Raw genomic sequence first — 22,074 nt, 5'->3', positions numbered from 1 at the left:
ACCATTCCCGGCGGGCGGACAAGAAGGCCGCTCAGGACGGGTTCGACTGCTTCTCGTCGAGGGCGGCCTCGACCGCGATGGTGGTGGCGTTGGGGGTGATGACGGCAAAGTTGCCCTGTTCATCCGGCGTCAGCGCCCGGCGGCGCGTGGTCCGCCACCCGGCATAGACGGTCAGCATCGCCAACAGCACCGCCATATAGACCCAGAAGCCGTCCGGTCCCAGAACCTCCATCAGCCAGCCGGTGATGACCGGCCCGCCCATCGATCCGATGCCATAGATGAACAGCAGCCCGGCCGAGGCCGCCGCCATGTCCGACTGGTCCAGGTAGTCGTTGGTATAGGCCAGCAGCAGCGCATAGATCGGGTTGGCGATGCCGCCCATCAGCGCCCCCGCGATCACCAGCCCCAGCGTTCCGGGCTGGGCCGACACGACCGCGACGCCCGTCGCCGTGCCGACCGCCGCCAGGATCAGCACCAGCTTGCGCCGGTCGTAACGGTCGGAAATCCAGCCGATGGGGTATTGCAGCACCAGCCCGCCCGCATAGCTGGCCGCGACGAAGACCGAGATCTCGGCCACCGACAGCCCGATCACCGCCCCCCAGACCGAGGACATGCCCGACAGCACGGCAAACACTCCGCCCATCAGGAAGATGCCCACGCAGCCCAGCGGCGAGGCACGATAAAGCTGGCCGAAGGACATGCGCTTGATGGTCTGGAACTGCGGCGCGGGCCGGGCCGACAGCAGGATGGGCATGAAGGCGAAGGACACCAGCACGGATGCGATGATGAACAGCGTGTATCCGCCCGGATCGCTGGTGTTCAGCAGCGCCTGCGCCGCCACGATCCCCAGCAGTTGCACGATCATATAGGCCGACAGCGTCTGGCCCCGGTTTTCGTTGGTGGACCGCGCGTTCAGCCAGCTTTCCGACGTGATGTAGACGCCGCAGAAGCAGAACCCGATCACGCAGCGCAGCAGCGTCCACCAGATCCAGTTCGGCTCGACCGAATAGAGCACCAGCACCGAAGAGATCATCGACCCCAGGGCGGCGAAGACGCGAACATGGCCCACGTTCTTGATCAGGCCCGGCACCGTCAGGCTGCCCAGCAGGAAGCCCGCGAAATAGCCCGACATGACCACCGACATCTGCAAGGTCGGGATCCCCTCCAGCCCGCCGCGGATCCCCAGCAGCGTGCCCTGCATCCCGTTGCCGACCATCAGCAGCAGGATGCCCAGGAACAACGGCCATGTGGTTCGCAGCACGGAAAGCATGGATCGTCTCGAACTTGGGGAAGGAACGCCCCTTCTGTGGCCCATCCGTCGCCGGCAGGCTACCCGGAAAGCGACCCTAGGGAATCAACAGCGACGCATCGCCATAGCTGAAGAAGCGATAACCCGAATTGACCGCATGGGCATAGATTTCCCGGATCTTTTCCTGCCCCATCAAGGCCGAGACCAGCATCAGCAGCGTGGATTTCGGCAGGTGGAAATTCGTCATCAGCCCATCGGTCACCCGGAAGTGATAGCCGGGATAGATGAAGATGTCGGTCGTGCCCTGGAACGGCCGCAGGGTGCCGTCGGGTGCGGCCGCCGATTCGATCAGCCGCAGCGCCGTGGTGCCGACCGGGATCACCCGCCGCCCCTCGGCGCGGGCGCGGTTGATCGCGGCGGCGGCATCGGCGCCGACCTCGCCCCATTCGGCGTGCATCCGGTGGGTGGTCACGTCCTCGACCTTGACCGGCAGGAAGGTGCCCAAGCCGACATGCAGGGTGACATGGACGAATTCGACACCCTTCGCGGCCAGGTCGGCCAGCAGCGCGTCGTCGAAATGCAGGCTGGCGGTAGGCGCTGCGACGGCGCCCCGGCGAGCCGCCCAGACGGTCTGGTAATCCTGCCGGTCCTGGTCATCGGGCGCCCGCAGCGCGGCGATATAGGGCGGCAGCGGCATCGCGCCCACCTGCGACAGGGCCGCGTCGAAGGCATCGCCTTGCGCATCGAAGCGCAGCGTCAACTCGCCCTCGGCGATCGCGGCGACCTCGGCCGACAGGGCGTCGCCGAAGCGGATCACCTCTCCGACCCGCAGTTTGCGCAATGGCTTGGCCAGCGCGCGCCAGCCGTCGGCGGCGGGTTCCAGCAGCGTCACCTCGATCCGGGCCGTGGCCTCGCCCTGGGGGGTGGCGCGGGCGCGGGTGCCGGTCAGCCGCGCGGGGATCACCTTGGTGTCGTTCAGGACCAGCACGTCGCCCGCCCGCAGAATGCCGGGCAGATCACCGACCCGTCGGTCGGCAATCGTCCCGCCTTCCGCCAGCAGCAACCGGGCGGAACTGCGCGGGCGGGCCGGGCGCGTGGCGATCAGATCGGCGGGCAGGTCGAAATCGAAATCGGACAGCTTCATGCGCGCGCTTCTGCGTCCGCCCCGCCCGCCGGTCAAGTCCCAGGTGCCCAAGAAAAAAACTCAGCTTTACATTTCCGACAGAATCGCTATGTTTCCCTGAACAGGAGCAACGTGATGATTGTCTGCCATTGCACGCAAATCTCGGACCATGAGATCAAGGCAGCGATCGACTGGATGCGGAACGCGGATCCCCAGACGATCATCACTCCGGGAAAAATATACCACGCACTCGGTAAACGCGCCGATTGCGGTGGATGTATGCCGCTCTTTCTGGACACCATGCGTCACTGCGATAATCTGGGCGTAGCCCCGCCGATTTTGCGGGCAAAATCAGATAGCGCAAAGGACACCCACCATGAAGGGCGACGCAAAGGTTATCGAGTATCTCAACGCGGCGCTGCGGTCTGAACTGACGGCCGTCAGCCAGTACTGGCTGCATTATCGGTTGCAGGAAGACTGGGGCTTCGGCCGCATCGCCGACAAGTCGCGCGCCGAGTCCATCGAAGAGATGCATCATGCCGACCGGCTGATCCAGCGAATCATCTTCCTGGAAGGCCATCCAAACCTGCAAAAGCTGGATCCTCTGCGGATCGGGCAGAACCTGCGGGAAACGCTGGAATCCGACTTGGCTGCGGAACACGACGCCCGCACCCTGTATCTGGAAGCGCGGGAATACTGCTCCAGCGTCAACGACCAGGTGTCAAAGTCGTTGTTCGACGACCTGATCGAGGATGAGGAAGGCCATATCGACTTCCTGGAAACCCAGTTGCAGCTGTTCGACACGATCGGCGCCCAGAACTATGGCCAGCTGAACGCCAAGCCTGCCGACAAGGCCGAGTGATCGGCGCGGCCGTCCCCTGCCGGGGGCGGCCCTATCCCCGGACGCGGCGCAGCACGGCGAAGGCCAGCAGCGACGCGATCAGCATGGGGGCCGCGTCGGGCACCGGAACGGGCGCCAGCGGGGGAAGATCGGGATCCCCCGGAACTTCGATGATGGGATGGGTGGGTTTCGTCGGATCGACGGGCTTGGACGGATAGCCGGTGTCCGGCCGCGTCGAGGAAGAGTCGTCGATTCCGGGCACCGACGTATTCCCGCCGCCGGACGACCCGCCCGAGCTGCCGCTGCTGGACGACCCTCCGCTTCCGCCCCAGAAGGATGCCGTCCGGGCCACGGTGGGAGTGGCGCCCGATGCCCCCTGGTTCAGCGCCGCCATAACGGGACCGGCGGGGTCGCCCCACGTCGCATAGGGATCGACCAGCAGGTTGTAATTGGCATAGCCCGGCGGCACCTTGCCCTGCATCGGGCTGTCGTCGCCTATGACCAAGGTCATGTGGTCCCCGTATTGGTCACGCTGAACGACATGAACGGCGGGGCGAAATCCGATATTGGGAAAGAAATACAGGCACTGGTTCTCGACCGTGAAATGCGGCTGCATCGTGACACCCTAGACAACAGGTCGGCGGGCAGGGATGCAGACCGCCTGAAGCGGACCGGCTGCGGCACCGACAAACATAAACAATTGTTAACGACTCGTTAATAACTGGTCGGGTCGGTGTCGTAAATATGTCTAAAAAGTCATTAACGCGCCGCGTCCGCCCTGCGGAGGGTCAGTCCAGCCAGCGGCGCGCCAGATCCGGCAGTTCGTCGAAATGGCCGATCAGCGCATCCGGGGCCAGGCGAGAGATCGCCTCGCCCTCGGGTCCGAAGGATACCAGCGCCACCCTGACGCCCGCCGCCGCGGCGGTCTTGCGGTCGGTCTCGGTGTCGCCCACCAGGAAGGACGCGGCCAGGCTGCCCCCGGCCCGCTCGACCGCCGCGCGATAGGGACGCGGATCGGGCTTTCTGACCGGCAGCGTGTCGGCGGCGATCATGGACGCGAACCGCCCGCGCACCCCCAGGGCATCCAGCAGGGTCTCGGCCAGCGAACCGGGCTTGTTGGTGCAGACGGACAGGATATGCCCGTCGGCCTGCAAGCGGTCCAGGCACTCCTCGACCCCCGGATACAGCGTCGTATGAACCGCGATGTTCCGCCCGTAAAACTCCAGCAGGCGGGGATAATCCTCGTCCTCGGCCCCCGGCGGCAACAGCATGTCGGCGCCGATCCGGCCGTATCCGGCCCGCAGCATCGCCCGGCCGCCATGGAACGCCGTCAGCGCGTCGGCCACCGGGTCAAGGGCGACCTCGATCCCGCGCGAGGCGAAGCAGGCATTCGCCGCCGCGATCAGGTCGGCCGAGGTATCGGCCAGCGTCCCGTCCAGATCGAAGACCACCGTTCCCGCCATGCGCCTGTCCCTTTCCGCAACGATCCGACACCAAAGGTGAACGCCGGGGGCTTTCGCCCGCGCCCGGCCCCGATTAGAACGCCCGGCAAGGAATTTGAACAGCGAATGAGGGGCAGCATGGCGGACAATCCGGTGGCGATCGTGATCCTGGCGGCCGGTCAGGGCAGCCGGATGCAGTCGGACCTTCCCAAGGTGCTGCACCGGCTGGGCGGCGCGCCGCTGGTGGGCCATGCCCTGGCGGTGGCGCGGACGCTGGAACCCGAACAGGTGATCGTGGTCGCGGGCCATGGCGCCGATCAGGTGACCAAGGCCGTGGGCAAGATCGACCCCGACGCCCGGATCGTGCTGCAAGCCGAACAGCTGGGCACGGGCCATGCCGTCCGCCAGGCCCTGCCGGAACTGGAGGGCTTCGAGGGCAAGGTGATCGTCCTTTACGGCGACACCCCCTTTATCGGAGAGGATACGCTGGCCGCCCTTGCCTCGCACCCCTCGGACCTGGTTGTGCTGGGATTCGAAGCCGAGGATCCGGGCCGCTATGGCAGGCTGATCGTCTCGGGCCGCGGGCTGGAACGGATCGTCGAATACAAGGACGCCGACGCCGCGACGCGCGATATCGCCCTGTGCAATTCCGGCGTCATGGCGCTTGAGGCGTCGCTGCTGCGCCAGTTGATCGTGCGGCTGACGAACGAGAACGCCTCCGGCGAATACTATCTGACCGACCTGGTGGCGCTTGCCCGCGCGGAAGGCCGCAGCACCGATGTCGTCACCTGCGACGAATCCGAAACGCTGGGCATCAACACCCGCGCGGAACTGGCCGGCGCCGAAGCCGCCTTCCAGGACCGCGCCCGCCGTCAGGCGCTGGAAAACGGTGTGACGCTGTGCGATCCGGCGACGGTCTGGTTCGCCCTGGACACGGTGATCGGCCGCGACACGGTGATCGGCCAGAACGTCGTTTTCGGCCCCGGCGTCACGGTCGAATCGGGGGCCGAGATCCTGCCCTTCTGCCATCTGGAAGGCTGCCATATCTCGTCCGGCGCGACGGTCGGGCCGTTCGCCCGCCTGCGCCCCGGCGCGGAACTGGGCGGCGACGTGCATGTCGGCAACTTCGTGGAAATCAAGAACAGCGTGCTGGACGAGGGCGTCAAGGTCGGCCACCTGACCTATCTGGGCGACGCCCATGTGGGCGAGCGCACGAATATCGGCGCGGGCACCGTCACCTGCAATTATGACGGGGTGATGAAGCACCGCACCGACATCGGCGCGCGCGCCTTCATCGGCAGCGACACGATGCTGGTCGCGCCGGTCCGCGTGGGCGACGACGCCATGACCGGATCGGGGTCCGTCATCACCGCCGACGTGCCCGCCGGCGCCCTGGCCCTGGGCCGGGCCCGGCAAGAGAACAAGCCCGGCCTTGCCACACGCCTGATGGAAGCCCTGCGCGCGAAAAAGGAGTCCCGCTGATGTGCGGCATTATCGGCATCCTCGGATCGCACGAGGTTTCCCCACAACTGGTCGATGCGCTGCGGCGGCTGGAATATCGCGGCTATGACAGCGCGGGGGTGGCGACGGTCGATGCGTCCGGGCGGCTGGATCGGCGGCGCGCAGTGGGCAAGCTGGTGAACCTGTCCGACCGGCTGGTCCACGATCCCCTGCCCGGCCATATCGGCATCGGCCATACCCGCTGGGCCACCCACGGCGCCGCGACCGAGGTGAACGCCCATCCGCACCAGTCCGGCCCGGTGGCGGTGGTCCATAACGGCATCATCGAGAATTTCCGCGACCTGCGCGAGGAACTGTCGGCCCTGGGCATCCAGCCGCAGTCGCAGACCGACACCGAAACCGTGGCCCTGCTGACCGCGCATTACATGGACCAGGGCCTGCCCCCGGTCGAGGCCGCGCGCAAGACGCTGGCCCGGCTGCGCGGCGCCTTCGCGCTGGCCTTCCTGTTCGACGGCGAGGGCGACCTGATGGTCGCCGCGCGCAAGGGCAGCCCGCTGGCCATCGGCCATGGCGACGGAGAGATGTTCCTGGGATCGGACGCCGTGGCGCTGGCGCCCTTCACCGACCGGATCACCTATCTGGAAGACGGCGACCACGCGATCCTGACCCGCGCCGGGGTGCAGGTCTTCGATGCCGAGGGCAACCAGACCCACCGGCCCGAGGCCCGCATCGACACCGGCGCGACCGCCATCGATAAGGGGGGCTATCGCCACTTCATGGCCAAAGAGATCGCCGAACAGCCGGTGGTAATCGGCGACGTGCTGAACCATTACGTCAAGGGTGACCGGATCGTGCTGCCCGACGGGCTGGATTTCCGCGATGTCGACCGCATCAACCTGGTCGGCTGCGGCACCGCGCATCTGGCGGGCCATGTCGCGAAATACTGGTTCGAACAATTGGCGGGCCTGCCCTGCGACATCGACGTGGCGTCCGAGTTCCGCTATCGCGAACCTCCCCTGTCGCCCGGAAGCTGGTTCATCGCCGTCAGCCAGTCGGGCGAGACGGCCGATACGCTGGCCGCGCTGCACTATGCCAAGGATCACGTCGCCCGCACCGTCGGGCTGGTCAATGTCGGCACCTCGGCCATCGCGCGGGACTCGGATGTCGCCCTGCCCACCCTTGCAGGGATCGAGGTCAGCGTGGCGTCCTCGAAGGCCTTCACCTGCCAGTTGACGGTGCTGGCGATCCTGGCCCTGAAGGCCGCCCACGACCGGGGCCGCATCGACGACGCGGCGCTTGGCCGTCACCTGGCCGATTTGCGCAGCATTCCCGCGCTGATGCAGCAGGTGCTGAACCTGTCGGACGACTGCCGGGCGCTGTCGGAATGGCTGTCCCAGGCCCGCGACGTGCTGTTTCTGGGACGCGGCGCGCTGTATCCGGTGGCCTTGGAGGGCGCGCTGAAGCTCAAGGAGCTCAGCTACATCCACGCGGAAGGTTACGCATCGGGCGAGTTGAAGCATGGGCCGATCGCGCTGATCGACCGCGACGTGCCGGTGATCGTGCTGGCCCCGCATGACGCGCTGTTCGAAAAGACCGTCTCGAACATGCAGGAAGTGATGGCCCGCCACGGCCCGATCCTGCTGGTCTCGGACGAGGCGGGCCTTGCCTCGGCCAGCCACGGGGTTCAGGCAAGCCTGCGGATGCCCTCGGGCGGCGGGGTTTTCCAGCCGATCCTCTATGCGATCCCGATGCAGTATCTGGCCTATCACACGGCGGTCGCCAAGGGGACGGACGTGGACCAGCCCCGCAACCTGGCGAAATCGGTCACGGTGGAATGACCGGAAGGCGCGCGGGCCGGTCCCGCGCGCCCTGTCCTCATGCCACTTCGGCGCGGCCTTCGGCAGCGATGCGGGCGTCCAGTTCAAGCACCTGATGGACGGCATTGGCCGCCTCGGCACCCTTTTTAACGAAATGATCGCGGTAAAAGCCCGTCAGCAGTTCGGTTTCCTGATAGTTATGCGGCGTCAGCGAGACAGAAAAGCAGGGCACACCGGTTTCCAGCCCTGCGGTCATCAGGCCGTTGACCACGGCAGCGGCGACAAAATCGTGGCGATAGATGCCACCATCGACCACCAGGGCGGCAGCGACCACGGCGTCGTATGTGCCGGTCTGGGCCAGCTTCTTGGCCAGCAGCGGCATCTCGAACGCGCCCGGCACGTCATAGGCCACAACCTCGGCGCCGGGAATCAGGCGCTGCTGTTCGGCGAGGAAACCGTCATAGGCGCGATCCACGACATCGGAATGCCAGCGGGCCTTGATGAAGGCGATACGGGGGGTCTTGTGGGTCATCTTTCAGGAACCTTACGTTAGCTTGCGTATGGTCCCAGGACATCGAGCCATGACCGTGCCAAGGGGCGAACGCGGCCACGGTTCTCTTTCATCCAGACTATACTGTCGGCCCCGGAGTTTCACCGGATCTGCTGACCCCCCTGTTGCCAAGGGGCGCTCGCGGGCTGTCACCGCCGGTGGGGAATTGCACCCCGCCCTGAGAACGGATTTTGAATAACACGCCCCGACCCGTCCGCCAAGAGGCTTGGCGTTCACCCGACCTGGGACAGGGCCTGCCGGACCGCGGCGCGCAGGTCGTCCTCGCCATAGGGCTTGCACAGCAGCACGGTCTGCGGCGGGCAGGCCGCAGGCAGGGTGCTGTCGCCGGTGGCATAGACCACCGCCAGGCCGGGCCGGATGTCCACCGCCCGCTGCGCCAGGTCGTTGCCGTTCATGTCGGGCAGGCCCAGGTCGGTCAGCAGCAGATCGAAGGCCTGGCCCTCCAGGCTGGACAGCGCGGGCGCGGCCTTGCCCGCCTGGGTGACGGTATAGCCCATCTCCTCCAGCATGATGGCGGTGTCGGCGCGGATCAGGGCGTTATCCTCGACCAGCAGGATCGAGACGGGGCGGTCGCCCGCCGGATCCGCGTCCCTGCGCGGTTCGGACGCCCGTTCGGCATCAGCCGCCTGGCGGGCCTGCCGGGCGTTGGCGATGACATGGCGCAGGCGCCGCGCCAGGGTCTCGCGCGGATAGGGTTTCGACAGCAGTTCGACCCCCGGATCCAGCCTGCCGCCATGGACGATCGAGTTTTCCGTATAGCCTGAGGTGAACAGCACCCCCAGCCCCGGCAGGATCTGCTGCGCGCGCCGCGCCATGTCGCGGCTGGACAGCCCGCCGGGCATCACCACGTCGGTGAACAGCACGTCGATATGCAGCCCGCTTTCCACGACCGCCAGACCCGCCTGCGCATCCCGCGCCGTCAGCACCTCGTATCCCAGCGATTCCAGCAGATCGACCACGGTGGCGCGCACGGCCTCGTCATCCTCGACCACCAGGATGGTTTCCGTGCCGCCGACGATGGGGCCGTCGAACAGCGGGGCGTCGGTATCCTCGTCGCTGTCCGATCGCGGCAGATAGATGCGCACGGTCGTTCCTTCGTTCGGTTCGCTGTAGACGGACACATGCCCCCCCGATTGCTTGACGAAGCCATAGACCATGGACATGCCCAGGCCCGTCCCCCGCCCTTCCGGCTTGGTGGAATAGAAGGGATCGAAGATCCGCTCCAGCACCTCGGGGGTCATGCCGCAGCCGGTGTCGGTCACGGCCAGCATCACGTAATCCCCGGCCGAGACATCGCCCGCAGCCAGGGCATAGATCTCGTCCAGCCGCTTGTTCGCCATTTCGATGGTCAACTGGCCGGGGCCGTCCATCGCATCGCGGGCATTGATCGCCAGGTTCAGAAGCGCGCTTTCCAGTTGCGCGCGGTCCACGCAGATGTTCCACAACCCCTGCGGCACGATCACCTGGACCTCGACCGCCTCGCCCAGCGACCGGCGCAGCAGGTCGTCCATCTCGGTCACAAGACGGGCGGGCTGGATCACCCGAGGCTCCAGCGGCTGACGGCGCCCGAAGGCCAGAAGCTGGCTGGCCAGCTTGGCGCCGCGCGCGACGGCCGACAGCGCGTTTTCGACCCGCTGGCTGGCCCTGGCATTGCCGTCGCAATCTTTTGCCAGCATCTGAAGACTGCCCGCGATCACCTGCAAGAGATTGTTGAAATCATGGGCCACGCCGCCGGTCAGCTGCCCCATGGATTCCATCTTCTGCGACCGATGCAGCGCCTGTTCCGTCTTGCGGTGCTGTTCGATCTCGTCCGCGACGCGGGCCTCCAGCGTCTCGTTCAGGCGGCGCAACTGATCCTCGGCCCGCTCGCGATGGGCGATCTGGCGTTGCAGATCCTCGGCCTGGGCCTGCAACTGCGCCTCGGTCAGGCGCTGTTCGGTGATGTCGGTATGAACGCCCACCCATTCGCTGATCCGGCCCGCATCGTCGCGCGTCGGCACCGCGCGGATCCTGAAGATGCGGTATTCGCCGTCCGCGCAGCGCAGCCGGTGTTCCCATTCAAAGGTCGATTGCGCCGCAAGCGCCTGCCGCCATTCCTGGATCGTGGGCGCGCGGTCGTCGGGATGGACCGCATCGGCCCAGCCATAGCCCTGATAGGCATCGAAATCCTGGCCGGTCAGCGCCGCCCAGCCGCGCTGTTCCCCCTCCATCCGACCATCGGGAGAGTTGGTCCACAAGACGCTGTGGATCGCCTCGACCGCCGCGTGGAAGCGGTTGTTGCTGTCGCGCAGCCGGTTTTCGGTCAGCTTGCGATCCTCGATGTCGATCAGGATCATGTAGACGCCGTCGATCCGGTCGTCCCGCGACCTCCGCGGCAGGCAGCGCATTTCCAGGTGGCGGGGCCGGTCGCCGGGAAGATGCACGACCGCATCGACATTCACCGTCTCGCCCAGCAGGGCGCGGTCCAGCATGTCCTGGGTCTGGGCGGCCTGCCCCGCGCCCAGGATATCCTCGATCCGCTTGCCGATCACCTGCTCATGGGTGACGCCGAACACTTCCAGATAGCACTGGTTGGCAAAGCGGAAGACCAGCGATTTGTCCAGGAAGGCCACCAGGATCGGCAGCGCGTCGGACAGGTGGTAAAGCTCGGCCCGGCTTTCGGCCAGCGCATCGCGGGCGCGCACGGTTCCGGTGATGTCCAGCACGGTGCACAGGACGCCGTCCACGCCCACGCCGGATTCGCCGTAGATGGGGGTATAGAACAGGTCGAAGATCACGTCCTCGGGCTGGCCGTTGCGGTTCAGCACCATCGGCTGCTCGCGGAAGGCCTGCACCTCGCCCCGCATTCCCCGTTCCAGAACGGCGCGGTTGAAGTCCCAGATTTCCGGCCAGATGTCGGGCACCGTGCCGCCCAAGGCGCGCGGATGATAATTGCCCGCGATCTCGATATAGCTGTCGTTATAGATCATCACATGATCCGGCCCCCACATCAGAACCTGGGGGATCGGAGAGTTGACCAGAGAGTTGACCTTGATCCGCAGATTGGCGGGCCAGTCCTGGATCGGTCCCAGGGACGTGCGCGACCAGTCGAACCGGCGCACCAGCTCTCCGCAAAGGCCGCCGCCGACAGGCCAGGACGGAAGGGGCAGGTCTGTCGTCGTCATCGCGCACCGCAAATCCAGATGTGAGGCCGGAAATTAGGCACGGATCGCGCAGGCTGCAAGCGGCGACGACCCGACAGGACGGACGGTGAACCAAAATAAATCGGGGCGGCCGGGCCGGGCCGCCCCGCAGACAGCAATCAGAAGGTGAAATCGCTCAGATCCAACTGGCTGCGCTGCATGTCGTCGATAGTGATCGTGGTGTTGCGGTCCAGCGTCAGCACCAGATCGGTGCCCTGCTGGCGGGCCGTGGCGATCACCTGGCTGACCTGGGCACGGCTGAAATCGTCCAGCTCGATCCGGTCCAGGCCGTTCTGGAAATCGACGATACGGTCGCGCCCGTCGCCGCGTTCGAATTCGAACACATCGGCGCCCGCGCCACCGTTCAGGATATCGTTGCCCGTGCCGCCTTCAAGCCGGTCGTTCCCCGCGTCGCCCCACAGAAGGTCGTTGCCGCTGCCGCCCTCCAGGTCGTCGTTGTCGGCTCCGCCTTGCAGGCGGTCGTTGCCGCGCCCGCCGTCCAGTTCGTCGCGGCCCGCGCCGCCAGACAGCGAGTCGTTGCCGTCGCCGCCGTCCAGTTCGTCATGGCCGGCCTGGCCCCACAGGCGGTCGTTGCCGCGGCCGCCCTCGATGTCGTCATTGCCGTCGCCGCCATACAGCCGGTCGTGGCCGTCGCCGCCGAAGATGTCGTCATTGCCGCGATGGCCATTGATGACGTCGTTGCCGCGCAGCCCCGCCAGCCAGTCCGACAGAGAGGTGCCGTTGATGATGTCCGCCGCGTTGGTGCCCGTCTTGCGTGCCATATGCCTGTTCCTTTTCTTCCAGGGGGCCGCGCGCCCGACGGGTGCGGCCCGGTGATGAGAATCAGGATTAACTTATGCGTGCTGACAGGCCCCTGACCGCGAATGTCAGGGTTTTGTCAGGCCCGCTCGGCTACGATCGGCGGCATGAGACACCTGCTCGCCCTTGCCCTGTCCGTGACCATCCCCGCCGCCGCTGGCGGGCAGCAGAATCCCTTGCCCGATTTCGAAGCCGCCCAGACCGCCGTCGAACGCGGCGAGATCCTGCCGCTGGCGCAGATCCTGCGGCAGCTGGACAGCGAACATCCCGGCACCGTGGTCGAGGTCGAGCTTGAATATGAAGACGGAATCCGTGTCTATGAGGTCGAACTGATCACCCCGGAGGGCCTTCTGATCGAGGTCGACATCGACGCCGCCACCGGCGAGATCCTGAAGATCGAGGAGGAATACGACGACTGATGCGCGCCCTTGTGGTCGAGGATGACCGTCGTATCGCCGCCGACCTGGCCCGCGCGCTTGAATCCGCAGGGTTCCGGGTCGAGCATGTCGAGGACGGCGAAACCGCCTGGTTCCGCGGCGGGACCGAGAACTATGACCTGATCGTCCTGGATCTGGGCCTGCCGCGCCTGGATGGGTTGACTGTGCTGAAACGCTGGCGCGCCGAGGGCTGCGAAAGCCCGGTCCTGATCCTGACCGCGCGCGGCGCCTGGACCGAACGGGTCGAGGGCATCGACGCGGGCGCCGACGATTACCTGCCCAAGCCCTTTCGGATGGAGGAGCTGATCGCCCGCGCCCGCGCCCTGGTGCGGCGGTCGGGGGGGCGGGCGGCCTCGGTCCAGCAGGTGGGCGACGTGTCGGTGGATCTGAATCGCATGTCGGTCGCTGTGGCGGGCGTGCCGGTGGCTGTCACCCCGCTGGAATACCGGCTGCTGTCCTATCTGACGCTGCACCGCGACCGCACCGTGCCGCCCTCGGAACTGCTGGAACACCTGTATGGCGACGACGACTCGCGCGACGCCAACGCATTGGAGGCCGTGATCGCCCGGCTGCGCCGCAAGATCGGGCCGGGGGTGATCCATACCCGGCGCGGTTTCGGCTATGACCTGGGTGCCGCGGGCTGATGCGGCGGTCGCTGCGGCTGCGGCTGCTGGTCGTCGGCGCCTGCGCCATCGTGGCGACCCTGGGGGGCGCGGCGTTGGGGCTGGCCCTGCTGTTCGAACGCCATGTGGAACGGGTGGCGGTGAACGACCTGGAAGCGCGCGCCCTGACACTGGCGGGGATCGTGGAATACGACGCAGAAAGTGTGCCGCGCCTGACTGCGCCGTCGACGGACCGGCTGTATCAACAGCCATTCTCGGGCCAGTACTGGCAGGTCGCCCTGGCGGATCAGGTGCAGCGGTCGCGGTCGCTGTGGGACTATACCCTGCCGATGGACCGCCCCGCCCCCGCGCCGGGACGCAGCGACGTGCTGGATCTGCCCGGCCCGCAGGGCGAACGGCTGCTGGCGGTGGAACAAAGCCTGCTGGTCGGGCGCGGCCCCCGGCCCCTGACGATGCGCATCATCGTCGCTTCGGACAGGGCGGTGCTGACGGCGGCGCGGCGGGGTTTCCTGGGCGACCTGATGCCCTATCTCGCCTTCCTGTCCCTGCTGCTGATGGCCGGATCCTGGCTGCAAATCCGCATCGGCCTGGCCCCCCTGGCCGAGGTCGCGGACCGTGTGCGGGCCCTGAGCCAGGGGCAGCGGTCGCGCATCGGCACCGACCTGCCGGACGAGATGCTGCCCCTGTCGCGACAGTTGGACGCCCTGCTGGACGCGCGCGACGCCGAACTGCTGCGCGCGCGGCACCGGGCGGGCGATCTGGCGCATGGCTTCAAGACCCCCCTCCAGGCACTGCTGGGCGATGCCGGCACCCTGCGCCGCCGAGGAGAGCCGGAAATCGCGGGCAGCATCGAAACCGTCGTCACCGCGATGCGGCGGCTGGTCGACCGCGAACTGGCCCGCGCCCGCATCCAGTCCGACCGCCACGCGGCCGAGGCTGATCCGGCCGCCGTCCTGGCCCGGTTGGTCAAGGTGCTGAAACGCACCCCCAGGGGCGCCGGGATCGACTGGCGGACCCGCGTTGCCGACCCCACCCCGCGCGCCCGCATCGACCCCGACGACCTGACCGAGGCGCTTGGCGCGCTGCTGGAAAACGCCATGCAGCACGCGGACAGCCGGGTCGAGGCGGTCGTGGCCCGGAAGAACGGCGGCGTCGCCATCTCGATCTGCGACGACGGGCCGGGCGTGCCCGAGGACGCGCTGTCCCTTCTGCCGCAACGCGGAATGCGGCTGGACGAGACCAGCGAGGGCCAGGGCATCGGCCTGGCTATCGTGCGCGACATCGCCGACGCCGCCGGGGGACAGTTGTCGCTGACCAATACCCGCCCCGGCCTGTGCGTCGAACTGACGCTGGAAGCCGCACCGCCCCGCCGGTAAGCTGGCCCGAACACGGGGGGAGACATGACACGGAACGGCGGCGCATTGCTAGTGGATTGCCTGATGGCGCTTGGCGCGACCAAGGCCTTCGGCATACCGGGCGAAAGCTATCTGGCGGTGCTGGACGCGCTGCACGACACGCAGGGGCGGCTGGACTTCGTGCTGTGCCGCCACGAAGGCGGCGCCGCGTTCATGGCCGCAGCCTGGGGCAAGCTGACCGGGCAGCCCGGCATCTGCATGGTGACGCGCGGGCCGGGCGTCACCAACGCCGCCATCGGCATCCACACCGCGATGCAGGACAGCGCGCCGATGCTGGTGCTGGTGGGCCAGGTGGCGACCTGCATGACCGGGCGCGAGGCGTTCCAGGAAATCGACTATCCCGCCGTCTTCGGCAGCATGGCCAAATGGGCGGTCCAGATCGACCGCGCGGGCCGCATCCCGGAAATCCTGGCCCGCGCCTGGAAAACCGCGACGACCGGCCGCCCCGGCCCCGTCGTGATCGCCCTGCCCGAGGACATGCTGACCGCGACCACCGACGCGCAGCCCCTGACCGGCCCGTCCCGGATCGCCGAACCGGCCCCCCTGCCCGCCGCCCTGGACCAGACCCTTGCCCTGCTGGCCCAGGCCAGGCGCCCGCTGATCCTGACCGGAGGCTGCACCTGGACGGCCGAGGGCAAGACCGCCCTGCAACGCTTTGCCGAGGCGTCCGACATCCCCGTCCTGGCCGCCTTCCGGTTCCAGGACTGCTTCGACAACACCTCGCCGGTTTACGCGGGCGAGGCGGGCGTGGGGATGCCGCCCCATGTCCGCCGCCTGATCGCCGAATGCGACGTGCTGCTGGCCATCAACGTGCGCTTCGGGGAAATGACGACCGACGCCTATACCCTGCTGCGGGTGCCGCAGCCGGAACAGGTGCTGATCCACGCCCATGCCTCGGATGCCGAGATCGGCAAGATCTATCAGCCGCGCCTGGGCATCCAGGCGGGGCCGAACGCGCTGGCCCATGCGCTGCGGCCCGTCACGGGACCGTGGGCCGACTGGCGCAAGGCCGCGCGGTCGGGTTATTTGGCCTCGATGCAGGCGCCCGCGCAGCCGTCGCCGGTGGACATGGTCGCGGTCATGGACCACCTGCGCCAGACCCTGCCCGAGGACGCGATCCTGACCAACGGCGCGGGAAACTTCGCGGTCTGGCCCAACAAGTTCTTCGCCTTCGGTCCCAGGACGCGGTTGCTGGCGCCGCAATCCGGCGCGATGGGCTATGGCCTGCCCGCCGCCATCGCCGCGAAGATCGCCCATCCCGCGCGGACAGTGGTCTGCTTCGCGGGCGACGGCGATTTCCAGATGTCCTGCGCGGAACTGGCGACGGCCGCGCAGGCGGGCGCGCAGCCCATCGTGCTGGTTCTGAACAACGGCATCTACGGCACCATCCGCGCGCATCAGGAACGGACCTATCCCGCGCGCGTGTCAGGCACGACCATGCAGAACCCCGACTTCGTGATGCTGGCGAAAGCCTATGGCTTCCATGCCGAGCGGGTGACCGCAACCGGCGATTTCGCGGCCGCCTTCGCGCAGGCAATGGCATCGAAAACCGGCGCGCTGCTGGATCTGGACATCTCGCCCGAGGCGCTGACCCCGCGCCAAACCCTGACCCAGATGCGGGAAGCGGCCTTGGCGAAGCAGGAAGAATAGGGTCGGCGCTGCCGGTTTCCGGCCGGGGCGCCCAGCGGCCCTGGACCGGCTGGGCATGGCGGGGCGAGGGCGATGGCCCAGCCAGCCCTGCGGATCAAACCCTAGACAGCCACCCCGTGACGCCCTGCCAGATCGGTGAAGAACTGCCAGGCCACCCGGCCCGACCGTCCGCCGCGCGTCGCCTGCCATTCGATCGCCTCGGCCCGCAGGCTGTCGGCGTCGATGACCAAGCCATAAGCGTCGCAATAGGCCCGGACCATCGCCAGGTATTCGTCCTGCGAACAGGGATGGAAGCCCAGCCACAGCCCGAAGCGGTCCGACAGGGAAACCTTTTCCTCGACCGCCTCGCCGGGATGGATGGCCGTGGCGCGTTCGTTGTCGATCATGTCGCGGGGCATCAGGTGGCGGCGGTTCGAGGTCGCGTACAGGATCACGTTCGCGGGACGCCCGCTGATGCCGCCGTCCAGAACCGCCTTCAGCGACTTGTACTGCGTGTCGTCATGGCTGAAGGACAGGTCGTCCGAAAACAGCAGGAACCGCTTGTCCCTGGCCTGACCCAGGATCGCCAGCAGCCGTCCCACCGATCCCAGGTCGTCGCGGGCGATTTCCACCAGCACCAGGGGCAGGCCCTGGGCGACGGCCTCGGCATGGACGGCCTTGACCAGCGATGACTTGCCCATCCCCCGCGCGCCCCACAGCAGGGCGTTGTTCGCGCCGAAGCCGCGCGCGAATTGCAGCGTGTTGTCCAGCAGGATCTGCTTGGCCCGGTCGATGCCGATCAGCTGCACCAGATCGACGCGGGCCACGGTGGCCACGGGTTCCAGCCGGTCGGGATCGGGATTCCAGACGTAGGCATCCGCCTCGGCAAAGCTGGGCGCGGGAATGGGCGGCGGGGCAAGGCGCTCCAACGCCTCGGCGATTCGGCGCAGATCGTCGGGCATCAGGCGTCCTCGTCCCACAATCCTTGGGCGCGCAGTTCCTTTTCGCGCGTCTTTTCGATGCGCCGGACGATCTGGATCGAAATCTCGTAAAGCCCGTAGATGACCGAGAACAGCACAAGCTGGCTGCCCACATCCGGCGGCGTCAGGCAGGCCGCCAGGGTCAGGATGATGATCACCGCGTAACGGCGCGTGCTGGCCAGCGTCTCGGCCGAGACCAGCCCGGCCCGGCCCATCAGCGCCAGGGCCACGGGCAACTGGAAGGACAGCCCGAAGGCCAGGATGAAGCGCGTCGTCAGGTTCAGGTATTCGCTGACCGACCCCTGGAAGACGATCCCGGCCAGGTGGCTGTTCCCGGCCGCCGCCCCCGCGGGATCATCGGGCAGCGCCAGCGGCCCCTGCTGGAAGCCCAGGAAGAACGAGAACACCATCGGCAGGATGACGTAATAGGCGAAGGCCGCCCCCAAGCCGAACATCACCGGCGAGGCTACCAGGAACGGCAGGAAGGCCCGCTTTTCGCTGCGATACAGGCCGGGCGCGATGAAGCGCCACAACTGATAGCCGATCACCGGAAAGGCCAGGATGAAGCCGCCGAAGAACGAGATGCGGATGGCGACGGTAAAGCCTTCCTGCAATTTCAGCAGGATCAGCCCGCATTCCTGGCCGCGATCTTCCAGCGCGGCGCAGATCGGCCGGGTCAGGAAGTTGTAGATCGGATTCCAGACCAGATAGCACAGGATCATCGCCACCACGAAGGCCAGGGCCGACCAGACCAGGCGGGTGCGCAGTTCCTTGAGATGCTCGATCAGCGGGGCCGAGCTGTCATCCAGCTCATCGAGGTTTTGCGATGACACTTAATGGTCCTTCATGTCCGAACGGCGGACACCGGCAATGCGGCGCGGGCTGTCGTTCGCCGCAGCCATCGGGGCCGGGATCGGGGCGGCGGCGGGTTCGTTCGCGGCCTGCAAGGCGGCAGGCACCGGCGGCGCGTCCATGGGGCGTGTATCGGCAGGTGGCGTGTCGACCGGCGCGGCGGGCGCCGCCGGGTCGGGCGTGGCGCGGGTCGATTTGTCCAGGCTGGCCTTGGGATCCCATTGCTCGAACCGGGTCGCGGCGCGGTCCAGGGCGTCAAGGCCCAGCGATTTTTTCGAGGTCAGGTTCTTCAAGTCCCTGATATCCTTGGTCACGTCATTGATGCCGCTGCCCTTGGCGGCATCCTCCATCGCGCTTGTGAATTCGCGCGCCATGGACCGCGCCCGCGCCGTGATCCGGCCCAGCGTGTGAAACAGCTTCGGCAAATCCTCGGGACCGATGACGATCAGCGCGACGACACCGATCAGCAGCAGTTCGCTCCACCCGACATCAAGCATTCTGGAACCCCTGTCCCGGTCGCGGGATCAGACGCGGGGTTCGTTTTGCGGGGTGACGTCGCGCGCCTCGGCGCCGGGCACGGGCTGGACGGGGGTGGTGGGCTGGACGGGCTTGTCCAGGGCGGCGTTGCGTTCGGCGTTCGTTTCGGCGTTGCCGTCGTTGATGCCCTTCTTGAAGGCGGTGATGCCCTTGCCGAATTCGCCCATCAGCGAGGATACCTTTCCGCGGCCGAACAGGACCAGGACCACGATGGCGATGACGAGCAGTGCCATGGGGGACGGTGCGTGCATTGCAGTTCTCCAGTTCCAGGGTCAGGCCAGTGACCTGGGATAAAACCAATCTGCGGAATATAGGGTCTTAGCCTCCGCAGCGAAACCCCAACTGCCATGATTCGGGGCGCTCGTCATTAATCTGCGACAAACTGACGGTATTTTGAAAGCCCTGCCCCCGGCCGCCCGGCTTGGCAGGGCCGGGCGTGCGGGCCATAAGACGGAATGGACCTGTCGCTGTATGTCACCGCCTTCGTCACGCTGTTCGTGGTGATCGACCCGATCGGTCTGGCGCCGGTGTTCATCGCCCTGACGCCCGGCATGGGCGCCGCGCAGCGCCGCCGCATCGGCTTTCGCGCCCTGGCCATCGCCGCCGTCCTGATGATGATCTTCGGCTTCGCGGGCGAATCGATCCTGGGGGCCATCGGCATCTCGATTTCCGCCTTCCGCATCGCCGGGGGGCTGCTGCTGTTCCTGACCGCGCTGGACATGCTGTTCGAACGCCGGACCGAACGGCGCGAGAACCAGGGAGAGGCCGATCCGCTGCATCACGACCCGTCGGTCTTTCCGCTGGCGATGCCGCTGCTGGCGGGTCCGGGAGCGCTGGCCTCGATGATCCTGCTGATGGGGGAATCGCCCGGCATCGGACACATGGTCATGGTGAATGCGGTGATGCTGTCGGTGCTGGCCATCGCCATGGCGCTGTTCGTGATCGCCACGCCGCTGGCCCATGCCTTGGGGCGCACCGGGGTGATGGTGGTGACGCGCCTGCTGGGGATGCTGCTGGCGGCGCTGTCGGTGCAGTTCGTGATCGACGGGCTGAAGGGATCGGGGTTGTTCTGATGACCGGGGACGACACCATGCAGCTTGTCTATTATGGCCTGCTTCTGCTGGTGATCGGCGGCGCGATGATCTTCGAACTGGCGGGACGCGGCGGGCAGGTGCTGCGCCAGATCATGCTGTGGGCGGTGATCTTCGCGGGCGCGACGCTGGCCGCGAACTGGTATCTGGACGGCAACGCCCCGCGCCAGCAGGTGCTGGAAGGGGGCCGGATCGAGATCCCGGTGGGCCGCGACGGCCATTTCCACCTGACCGCCCTTGTCAACGGACAGGAGGTGCGCTTCATGGTCGATACCGGCGCGTCATCCATCGCGCTTGGCCCGGCGGATGCGCGGCGCGTGGGGCTGGATCCCGACGGGCTGGCCTATGTCGGCACGGCGATGACCGCGAACGGAAGGGTCCAGACCGCCCCGGTCACCATCAAGGAAATCGCCATCGGCGACATTGTGGACCGCAATGTCCGCGCCTGGGTGATCGGCGCCGATCTGGACGGATCGCTGCTGGGCATGTCCTATCTGCGCACCTTCGCCCGCGTCAGCTTCGAGGGCGACCTGCTGGTCCTGGAACGCTAGTCCAGCGCCAGCGGCGGCGTCAGGCCGCTGTTCTCAAGATGCCAGACCGCCTGCCATCGCCCGTCCCGGCGATCCAGCGTCAGAAAATTGCGTTCGGCGACATAGCGGTGCTTCTGGCCCGGCAGGGGTCGGATCGCGATGGGATGCCCCCGCAAGGGCGCATCGCCAAGCCCCGCGAACAGCCCAAGCGCGCGGGCATAGGCACCGGGCGGGGCGCGATGCGAGATGCCGGAGGCGACAAGCTGGTGGATCTTCGTGTCCTCCGGTCCCATCTCGGCCCGCGTGGCCAGGTGGATTTCGCCTGACAGGACCGTGACCGGGGCCGCCTGCCGCATCCGCAGGATCTGGCCCAGCATCCGCCGCCATTCGTCGCGATGGGCGTGGCTTTGCCATTGGTCGCGCAGGTCGTCCTCGTAATGCTGCATCCGGGGGATCACCATCATCAGCGATTCCAGCAGCGACAGGCGCGGCCCCAACAGCGGGACGCTGGACACCATGAAGACGTGATCGCCCGAGGGCCGCAGCGATTCGACCGCCGCCCAGCCCGCATCGCCCATCACCCGGCGGCGGTGGCGTTCCGACCGCAGGTCCGGGGCGAACAGCGTCACCCCCGGCAGGTCGCGCCGCCAGCCCAGATTGCTGCCGGTGGGGTCCATGAACAGCGCCGGCACGTCAGCATCCGTCGCGCCGTGCTGGAACAGCAGATACATGCGCCGCGCCACCGAAAACAGCGCCTGCCCCACCGCCGAGGCCGTGCGGCTTTCGGGCAGCGACCCCCACCCGTCGCAAATGTCGTGATCGTCCCAGACCGACAGAGAGGGCAGGCTGGCGAACAGGCCGGCGCATCCTTCCGCCGCCAGCACCATCAGGTAACGCTGGACGAATTTCGCCTCGAGGTGACGGGTCAGATCCTTCAGATCCGCAGGGGCGGGGTGGTCGGGAACCCGGTCGGGCCAGCCCTCGGACAGGGGGTGGCCGTGGGTCGCCTCGTCCGCATAGATCTGGTCGCCGCCTTGCAGCAGCAGGGCGAAGGGCGCGCGGGCGTGATCCTGGGCCAGCCGCGCCCACATCCGGTTGCGCTCGGACCCGTCGCGGTCCAGATCGCCGTTCTCCTCTCCGTTGCAGGACACGAAGGCGATGCGGATGTCGGCGTCCAGACAGGTCTCCACCGGATGATCGCGCCCGTCCAGGCTGTATCCGGCCTCGCCCGCAGCCAGGACGAAATCGTGCCGCCAGACCGACAGCCCCGCCACCTGCGCCAGCAGCAACGGCGCGACCGCCCCGGCCAAGGTGGTCAGCGCGCCCGGCGGAGGCGCCGCCTCGGGCCGGACCGAAATCGCCGCCAGGCGCATGCCATCGCCATCGCAGCCCCGGAAATGCAGGATCGGACCCGCGAAACCGTCATTCTGAACCATCGGTTCGTGTTGTCCCTGCCTGTACGTTCGAGGTCTTAG

The 22,074-nt window shown here is 67.4% G+C and carries 22 protein-coding genes and 1 riboswitch; of the genes, 10 read left to right on the top strand and 12 right to left on the bottom strand.

The features are described 5' to 3' along the window. Positions 1-31: 31 nt before the first annotated feature. Together ACTJI6_RS09790 and queA are read right to left on the bottom strand one after the other, a co-directional pair. Complete coding sequence (locus ACTJI6_RS09790) at positions 32-1,270, bottom strand: MFS transporter (protein ID WP_126155504.1); 1,239 nt, start codon at positions 1,268-1,270, stop codon at positions 32-34. Between the two features lie 76 nt (positions 1,271-1,346). Continuing rightward, positions 1,347-2,393 carry a tRNA preQ1(34) S-adenosylmethionine ribosyltransferase-isomerase QueA gene (gene queA / locus ACTJI6_RS09785; RefSeq protein ID WP_440800202.1) on the bottom strand — a complete coding sequence of 349 codons (1,047 nt, stop codon included), beginning with the start codon at positions 2,391-2,393 and terminating at the stop codon, positions 1,347-1,349. A gap of 114 nt (positions 2,394-2,507) precedes the next feature. Here queA and ACTJI6_RS09780 point away from each other — a divergent pair, with 114 nt between their 5' ends. After that, complete coding sequence (locus tag ACTJI6_RS09780) at positions 2,508-2,801, top strand: (2Fe-2S)-binding protein (RefSeq protein ID WP_126155502.1); 294 nt, start codon at positions 2,508-2,510, stop codon at positions 2,799-2,801. Continuing rightward, positions 2,749-3,234, top strand: coding sequence for a bacterioferritin (gene bfr, locus ACTJI6_RS09775; protein ID WP_126155501.1), 486 nt, complete (start codon positions 2,749-2,751; stop codon positions 3,232-3,234). Before ACTJI6_RS09780 ends, bfr begins: the two co-directional genes overlap by 53 nt. A 31-nt stretch (positions 3,235-3,265) precedes the next feature. Here bfr and ACTJI6_RS09770 read toward each other — a convergent pair whose 3' ends face one another. Together ACTJI6_RS09770 and ACTJI6_RS09765 are read right to left on the bottom strand one after the other, a co-directional pair. Then, positions 3,266-3,829: a hypothetical protein gene (locus ACTJI6_RS09770; RefSeq protein WP_440800199.1), complete on the bottom strand. Its 564-nt coding sequence runs from the start codon at positions 3,827-3,829 to the stop codon at positions 3,266-3,268. A 172-nt stretch (positions 3,830-4,001) separates the two neighbouring features. Beyond that, positions 4,002-4,676 carry an HAD hydrolase-like protein gene (locus ACTJI6_RS09765; RefSeq protein ID WP_440800197.1) on the bottom strand — a complete coding sequence of 225 codons (675 nt, stop codon included), beginning with the start codon at positions 4,674-4,676 and terminating at the stop codon, positions 4,002-4,004. 117 nt (positions 4,677-4,793) lie between these two features. Between ACTJI6_RS09765 and glmU the strand changes: the two genes are divergently transcribed. Then, positions 4,794-6,137 carry a bifunctional UDP-N-acetylglucosamine diphosphorylase/glucosamine-1-phosphate N-acetyltransferase GlmU gene (gene glmU, locus ACTJI6_RS09760; protein ID WP_440800195.1) on the top strand — a complete coding sequence of 448 codons (1,344 nt, stop codon included), beginning with the start codon at positions 4,794-4,796 and terminating at the stop codon, positions 6,135-6,137. Beyond that, positions 6,137-7,954: a glutamine--fructose-6-phosphate transaminase (isomerizing) gene (glmS, locus tag ACTJI6_RS09755; protein ID WP_440800193.1), complete on the top strand. Its 1,818-nt coding sequence runs from the start codon at positions 6,137-6,139 to the stop codon at positions 7,952-7,954. Before glmU ends, glmS begins: the two co-directional genes overlap by 1 nt. A gap of 37 nt (positions 7,955-7,991) precedes the next feature. Here glmS and ACTJI6_RS09750 read toward each other — a convergent pair whose 3' ends face one another. The 3 genes from ACTJI6_RS09750 to ACTJI6_RS09740 form a co-directional block, all read right to left on the bottom strand. After that, on the bottom strand, positions 7,992-8,465 hold the full coding sequence (locus ACTJI6_RS09750) for a 6,7-dimethyl-8-ribityllumazine synthase (protein ID WP_126155496.1): 474 nt from the start codon (positions 8,463-8,465) through the stop codon (positions 7,992-7,994). 76 nt (positions 8,466-8,541) lie between these two features. Beyond that, positions 8,542-8,673, bottom strand: a riboswitch (FMN riboswitch). Between the two features lie 43 nt (positions 8,674-8,716). After that, a complete protein-coding gene (locus ACTJI6_RS09745; protein ID WP_440800191.1) occupies positions 8,717-11,668 on the bottom strand; it encodes a PAS domain-containing protein in 2,952 nt (983 codons plus the stop codon). 137 nt (positions 11,669-11,805) lie between these two features. Next, positions 11,806-12,468 (bottom strand): calcium-binding protein, encoded by a 663-nt coding sequence (locus ACTJI6_RS09740; RefSeq protein WP_440800189.1) that lies wholly within the window; start codon positions 12,466-12,468, stop codon positions 11,806-11,808. Positions 12,469-12,612: 144 nt separating this feature from the next. Between ACTJI6_RS09740 and ACTJI6_RS09735 the strand changes: the two genes are divergently transcribed. The 4 genes from ACTJI6_RS09735 to ACTJI6_RS09720 are packed head-to-tail and all read left to right on the top strand — an operon-like array spanning position 12,613 to position 16,630. Further along, positions 12,613-12,924 carry a PepSY domain-containing protein gene (locus ACTJI6_RS09735; protein ID WP_440800187.1) on the top strand — a complete coding sequence of 104 codons (312 nt, stop codon included), beginning with the start codon at positions 12,613-12,615 and terminating at the stop codon, positions 12,922-12,924. After that, positions 12,924-13,586 carry a response regulator transcription factor gene (locus tag ACTJI6_RS09730; protein ID WP_440800185.1) on the top strand — a complete coding sequence of 221 codons (663 nt, stop codon included), beginning with the start codon at positions 12,924-12,926 and terminating at the stop codon, positions 13,584-13,586. The genes ACTJI6_RS09735 and ACTJI6_RS09730 overlap by 1 nt, the downstream gene beginning before the upstream one ends. After that, positions 13,586-14,941 carry a sensor histidine kinase gene (locus ACTJI6_RS09725; RefSeq protein WP_440800183.1) on the top strand — a complete coding sequence of 452 codons (1,356 nt, stop codon included), beginning with the start codon at positions 13,586-13,588 and terminating at the stop codon, positions 14,939-14,941. Before ACTJI6_RS09730 ends, ACTJI6_RS09725 begins: the two co-directional genes overlap by 1 nt. 24 nt (positions 14,942-14,965) lie before the next feature. Next, on the top strand, positions 14,966-16,630 hold the full coding sequence (locus tag ACTJI6_RS09720) for a thiamine pyrophosphate-dependent enzyme (RefSeq protein ID WP_440800181.1): 1,665 nt from the start codon (positions 14,966-14,968) through the stop codon (positions 16,628-16,630). 101 nt (positions 16,631-16,731) lie between these two features. Here the strand turns inward: ACTJI6_RS09720 and ACTJI6_RS09715 are convergent, their stop codons facing one another. The 4 genes from ACTJI6_RS09715 to ACTJI6_RS09700 are packed head-to-tail and all read right to left on the bottom strand — an operon-like array spanning position 16,732 to position 19,229. Continuing rightward, the gene (locus tag ACTJI6_RS09715) at positions 16,732-17,571 is read right to left on the bottom strand and encodes an ATP-binding protein (RefSeq protein ID WP_440800179.1); all 840 of its coding nucleotides are present in this window, start codon (positions 17,569-17,571) and stop codon (positions 16,732-16,734) included. Next, positions 17,571-18,422: a twin-arginine translocase subunit TatC gene (gene tatC, locus ACTJI6_RS09710; RefSeq protein ID WP_126155488.1), complete on the bottom strand. Its 852-nt coding sequence runs from the start codon at positions 18,420-18,422 to the stop codon at positions 17,571-17,573. The genes ACTJI6_RS09715 and tatC overlap by 1 nt, the downstream gene beginning before the upstream one ends. Then, positions 18,423-18,938, bottom strand: a complete 516-nt coding sequence (tatB, locus tag ACTJI6_RS09705; protein ID WP_126155487.1) for a Sec-independent protein translocase protein TatB — start codon at positions 18,936-18,938, stop codon at positions 18,423-18,425. It abuts the gene before it with no gap. Positions 18,939-18,965: 27 nt separating this feature from the next. Next, on the bottom strand, positions 18,966-19,229 hold the full coding sequence (locus ACTJI6_RS09700) for a twin-arginine translocase TatA/TatE family subunit (protein ID WP_126155486.1): 264 nt from the start codon (positions 19,227-19,229) through the stop codon (positions 18,966-18,968). Between the two features lie 204 nt (positions 19,230-19,433). Between ACTJI6_RS09700 and ACTJI6_RS09695 the strand changes: the two genes are divergently transcribed. Then, a complete protein-coding gene (locus ACTJI6_RS09695; protein ID WP_440800176.1) occupies positions 19,434-20,051 on the top strand; it encodes a MarC family protein in 618 nt (205 codons plus the stop codon). After that, entirely contained in the window at positions 20,051-20,620 is a 570-nt protein-coding gene (locus tag ACTJI6_RS09690; protein WP_440800174.1) for a retropepsin-like aspartic protease family protein, read from the top strand. Before ACTJI6_RS09695 ends, ACTJI6_RS09690 begins: the two co-directional genes overlap by 1 nt. On the opposite strand, the gene ACTJI6_RS09685 is transcribed toward ACTJI6_RS09690, so the two are convergent. Next, positions 20,617-22,035 carry an alkaline phosphatase D family protein gene (locus ACTJI6_RS09685; RefSeq protein WP_440800172.1) on the bottom strand — a complete coding sequence of 473 codons (1,419 nt, stop codon included), beginning with the start codon at positions 22,033-22,035 and terminating at the stop codon, positions 20,617-20,619. The two genes, ACTJI6_RS09690 and ACTJI6_RS09685, sit on opposite strands and share 4 nt — an antisense overlap. Positions 22,036-22,074: the final 39 nt, after the last annotated feature.

This window comes from Paracoccus sp. 22332, assembly GCF_052045125.1.
Classification (GTDB): Bacteria; Pseudomonadota; Alphaproteobacteria; order Rhodobacterales; family Rhodobacteraceae; genus Paracoccus; species Paracoccus haematequi_A.
This window is presented reverse-complemented; position numbering and strand designations above follow the sequence as displayed.

What these genes read in the sequence shown, in the direction of transcription:
- ACTJI6_RS09685 (WP_440800172.1), bottom strand. Translation starts at nt 22,035, where the DNA reads ATGGTTCAGAATGACGGTTTCGCGGGTCCGATCCTGCATTTCCGGGGC.
- tatB (WP_126155487.1), bottom strand. Translation starts at nt 18,938, where the DNA reads ATGCTTGATGTCGGGTGGAGCGAACTGCTGCTGATCGGTGTCGTCGCG.
- ACTJI6_RS09725 (WP_440800183.1), top strand. Translation starts at nt 13,586, where the DNA reads ATGCGGCGGTCGCTGCGGCTGCGGCTGCTGGTCGTCGGCGCCTGCGCC.
- glmU (WP_440800195.1), top strand. Translation starts at nt 4,794, where the DNA reads ATGGCGGACAATCCGGTGGCGATCGTGATCCTGGCGGCCGGTCAGGGC.
- ACTJI6_RS09730 (WP_440800185.1), top strand. Translation starts at nt 12,924, where the DNA reads ATGCGCGCCCTTGTGGTCGAGGATGACCGTCGTATCGCCGCCGACCTG.
- bfr (WP_126155501.1), top strand. Translation starts at nt 2,749, where the DNA reads ATGAAGGGCGACGCAAAGGTTATCGAGTATCTCAACGCGGCGCTGCGG.
- ACTJI6_RS09715 (WP_440800179.1), bottom strand. Translation starts at nt 17,571, where the DNA reads ATGCCCGACGATCTGCGCCGAATCGCCGAGGCGTTGGAGCGCCTTGCC.
- ACTJI6_RS09765 (WP_440800197.1), bottom strand. Translation starts at nt 4,676, where the DNA reads ATGGCGGGAACGGTGGTCTTCGATCTGGACGGGACGCTGGCCGATACC.
- ACTJI6_RS09745 (WP_440800191.1), bottom strand. Translation starts at nt 11,668, where the DNA reads ATGACGACGACAGACCTGCCCCTTCCGTCCTGGCCTGTCGGCGGCGGC.
- ACTJI6_RS09735 (WP_440800187.1), top strand. Translation starts at nt 12,613, where the DNA reads ATGAGACACCTGCTCGCCCTTGCCCTGTCCGTGACCATCCCCGCCGCC.
- ACTJI6_RS09780 (WP_126155502.1), top strand. Translation starts at nt 2,508, where the DNA reads ATGATTGTCTGCCATTGCACGCAAATCTCGGACCATGAGATCAAGGCA.
- queA (WP_440800202.1), bottom strand. Translation starts at nt 2,393, where the DNA reads ATGAAGCTGTCCGATTTCGATTTCGACCTGCCCGCCGATCTGATCGCC.
- ACTJI6_RS09690 (WP_440800174.1), top strand. Translation starts at nt 20,051, where the DNA reads ATGACCGGGGACGACACCATGCAGCTTGTCTATTATGGCCTGCTTCTG.
- ACTJI6_RS09740 (WP_440800189.1), bottom strand. Translation starts at nt 12,468, where the DNA reads ATGGCACGCAAGACGGGCACCAACGCGGCGGACATCATCAACGGCACC.
- ACTJI6_RS09720 (WP_440800181.1), top strand. Translation starts at nt 14,966, where the DNA reads ATGACACGGAACGGCGGCGCATTGCTAGTGGATTGCCTGATGGCGCTT.
- ACTJI6_RS09695 (WP_440800176.1), top strand. Translation starts at nt 19,434, where the DNA reads ATGGACCTGTCGCTGTATGTCACCGCCTTCGTCACGCTGTTCGTGGTG.
- ACTJI6_RS09790 (WP_126155504.1), bottom strand. Translation starts at nt 1,270, where the DNA reads ATGCTTTCCGTGCTGCGAACCACATGGCCGTTGTTCCTGGGCATCCTG.
- glmS (WP_440800193.1), top strand. Translation starts at nt 6,137, where the DNA reads ATGTGCGGCATTATCGGCATCCTCGGATCGCACGAGGTTTCCCCACAA.
- ACTJI6_RS09700 (WP_126155486.1), bottom strand. Translation starts at nt 19,229, where the DNA reads ATGCACGCACCGTCCCCCATGGCACTGCTCGTCATCGCCATCGTGGTC.
- ACTJI6_RS09770 (WP_440800199.1), bottom strand. Translation starts at nt 3,829, where the DNA reads ATGCAGCCGCATTTCACGGTCGAGAACCAGTGCCTGTATTTCTTTCCC.
- ACTJI6_RS09750 (WP_126155496.1), bottom strand. Translation starts at nt 8,465, where the DNA reads ATGACCCACAAGACCCCCCGTATCGCCTTCATCAAGGCCCGCTGGCAT.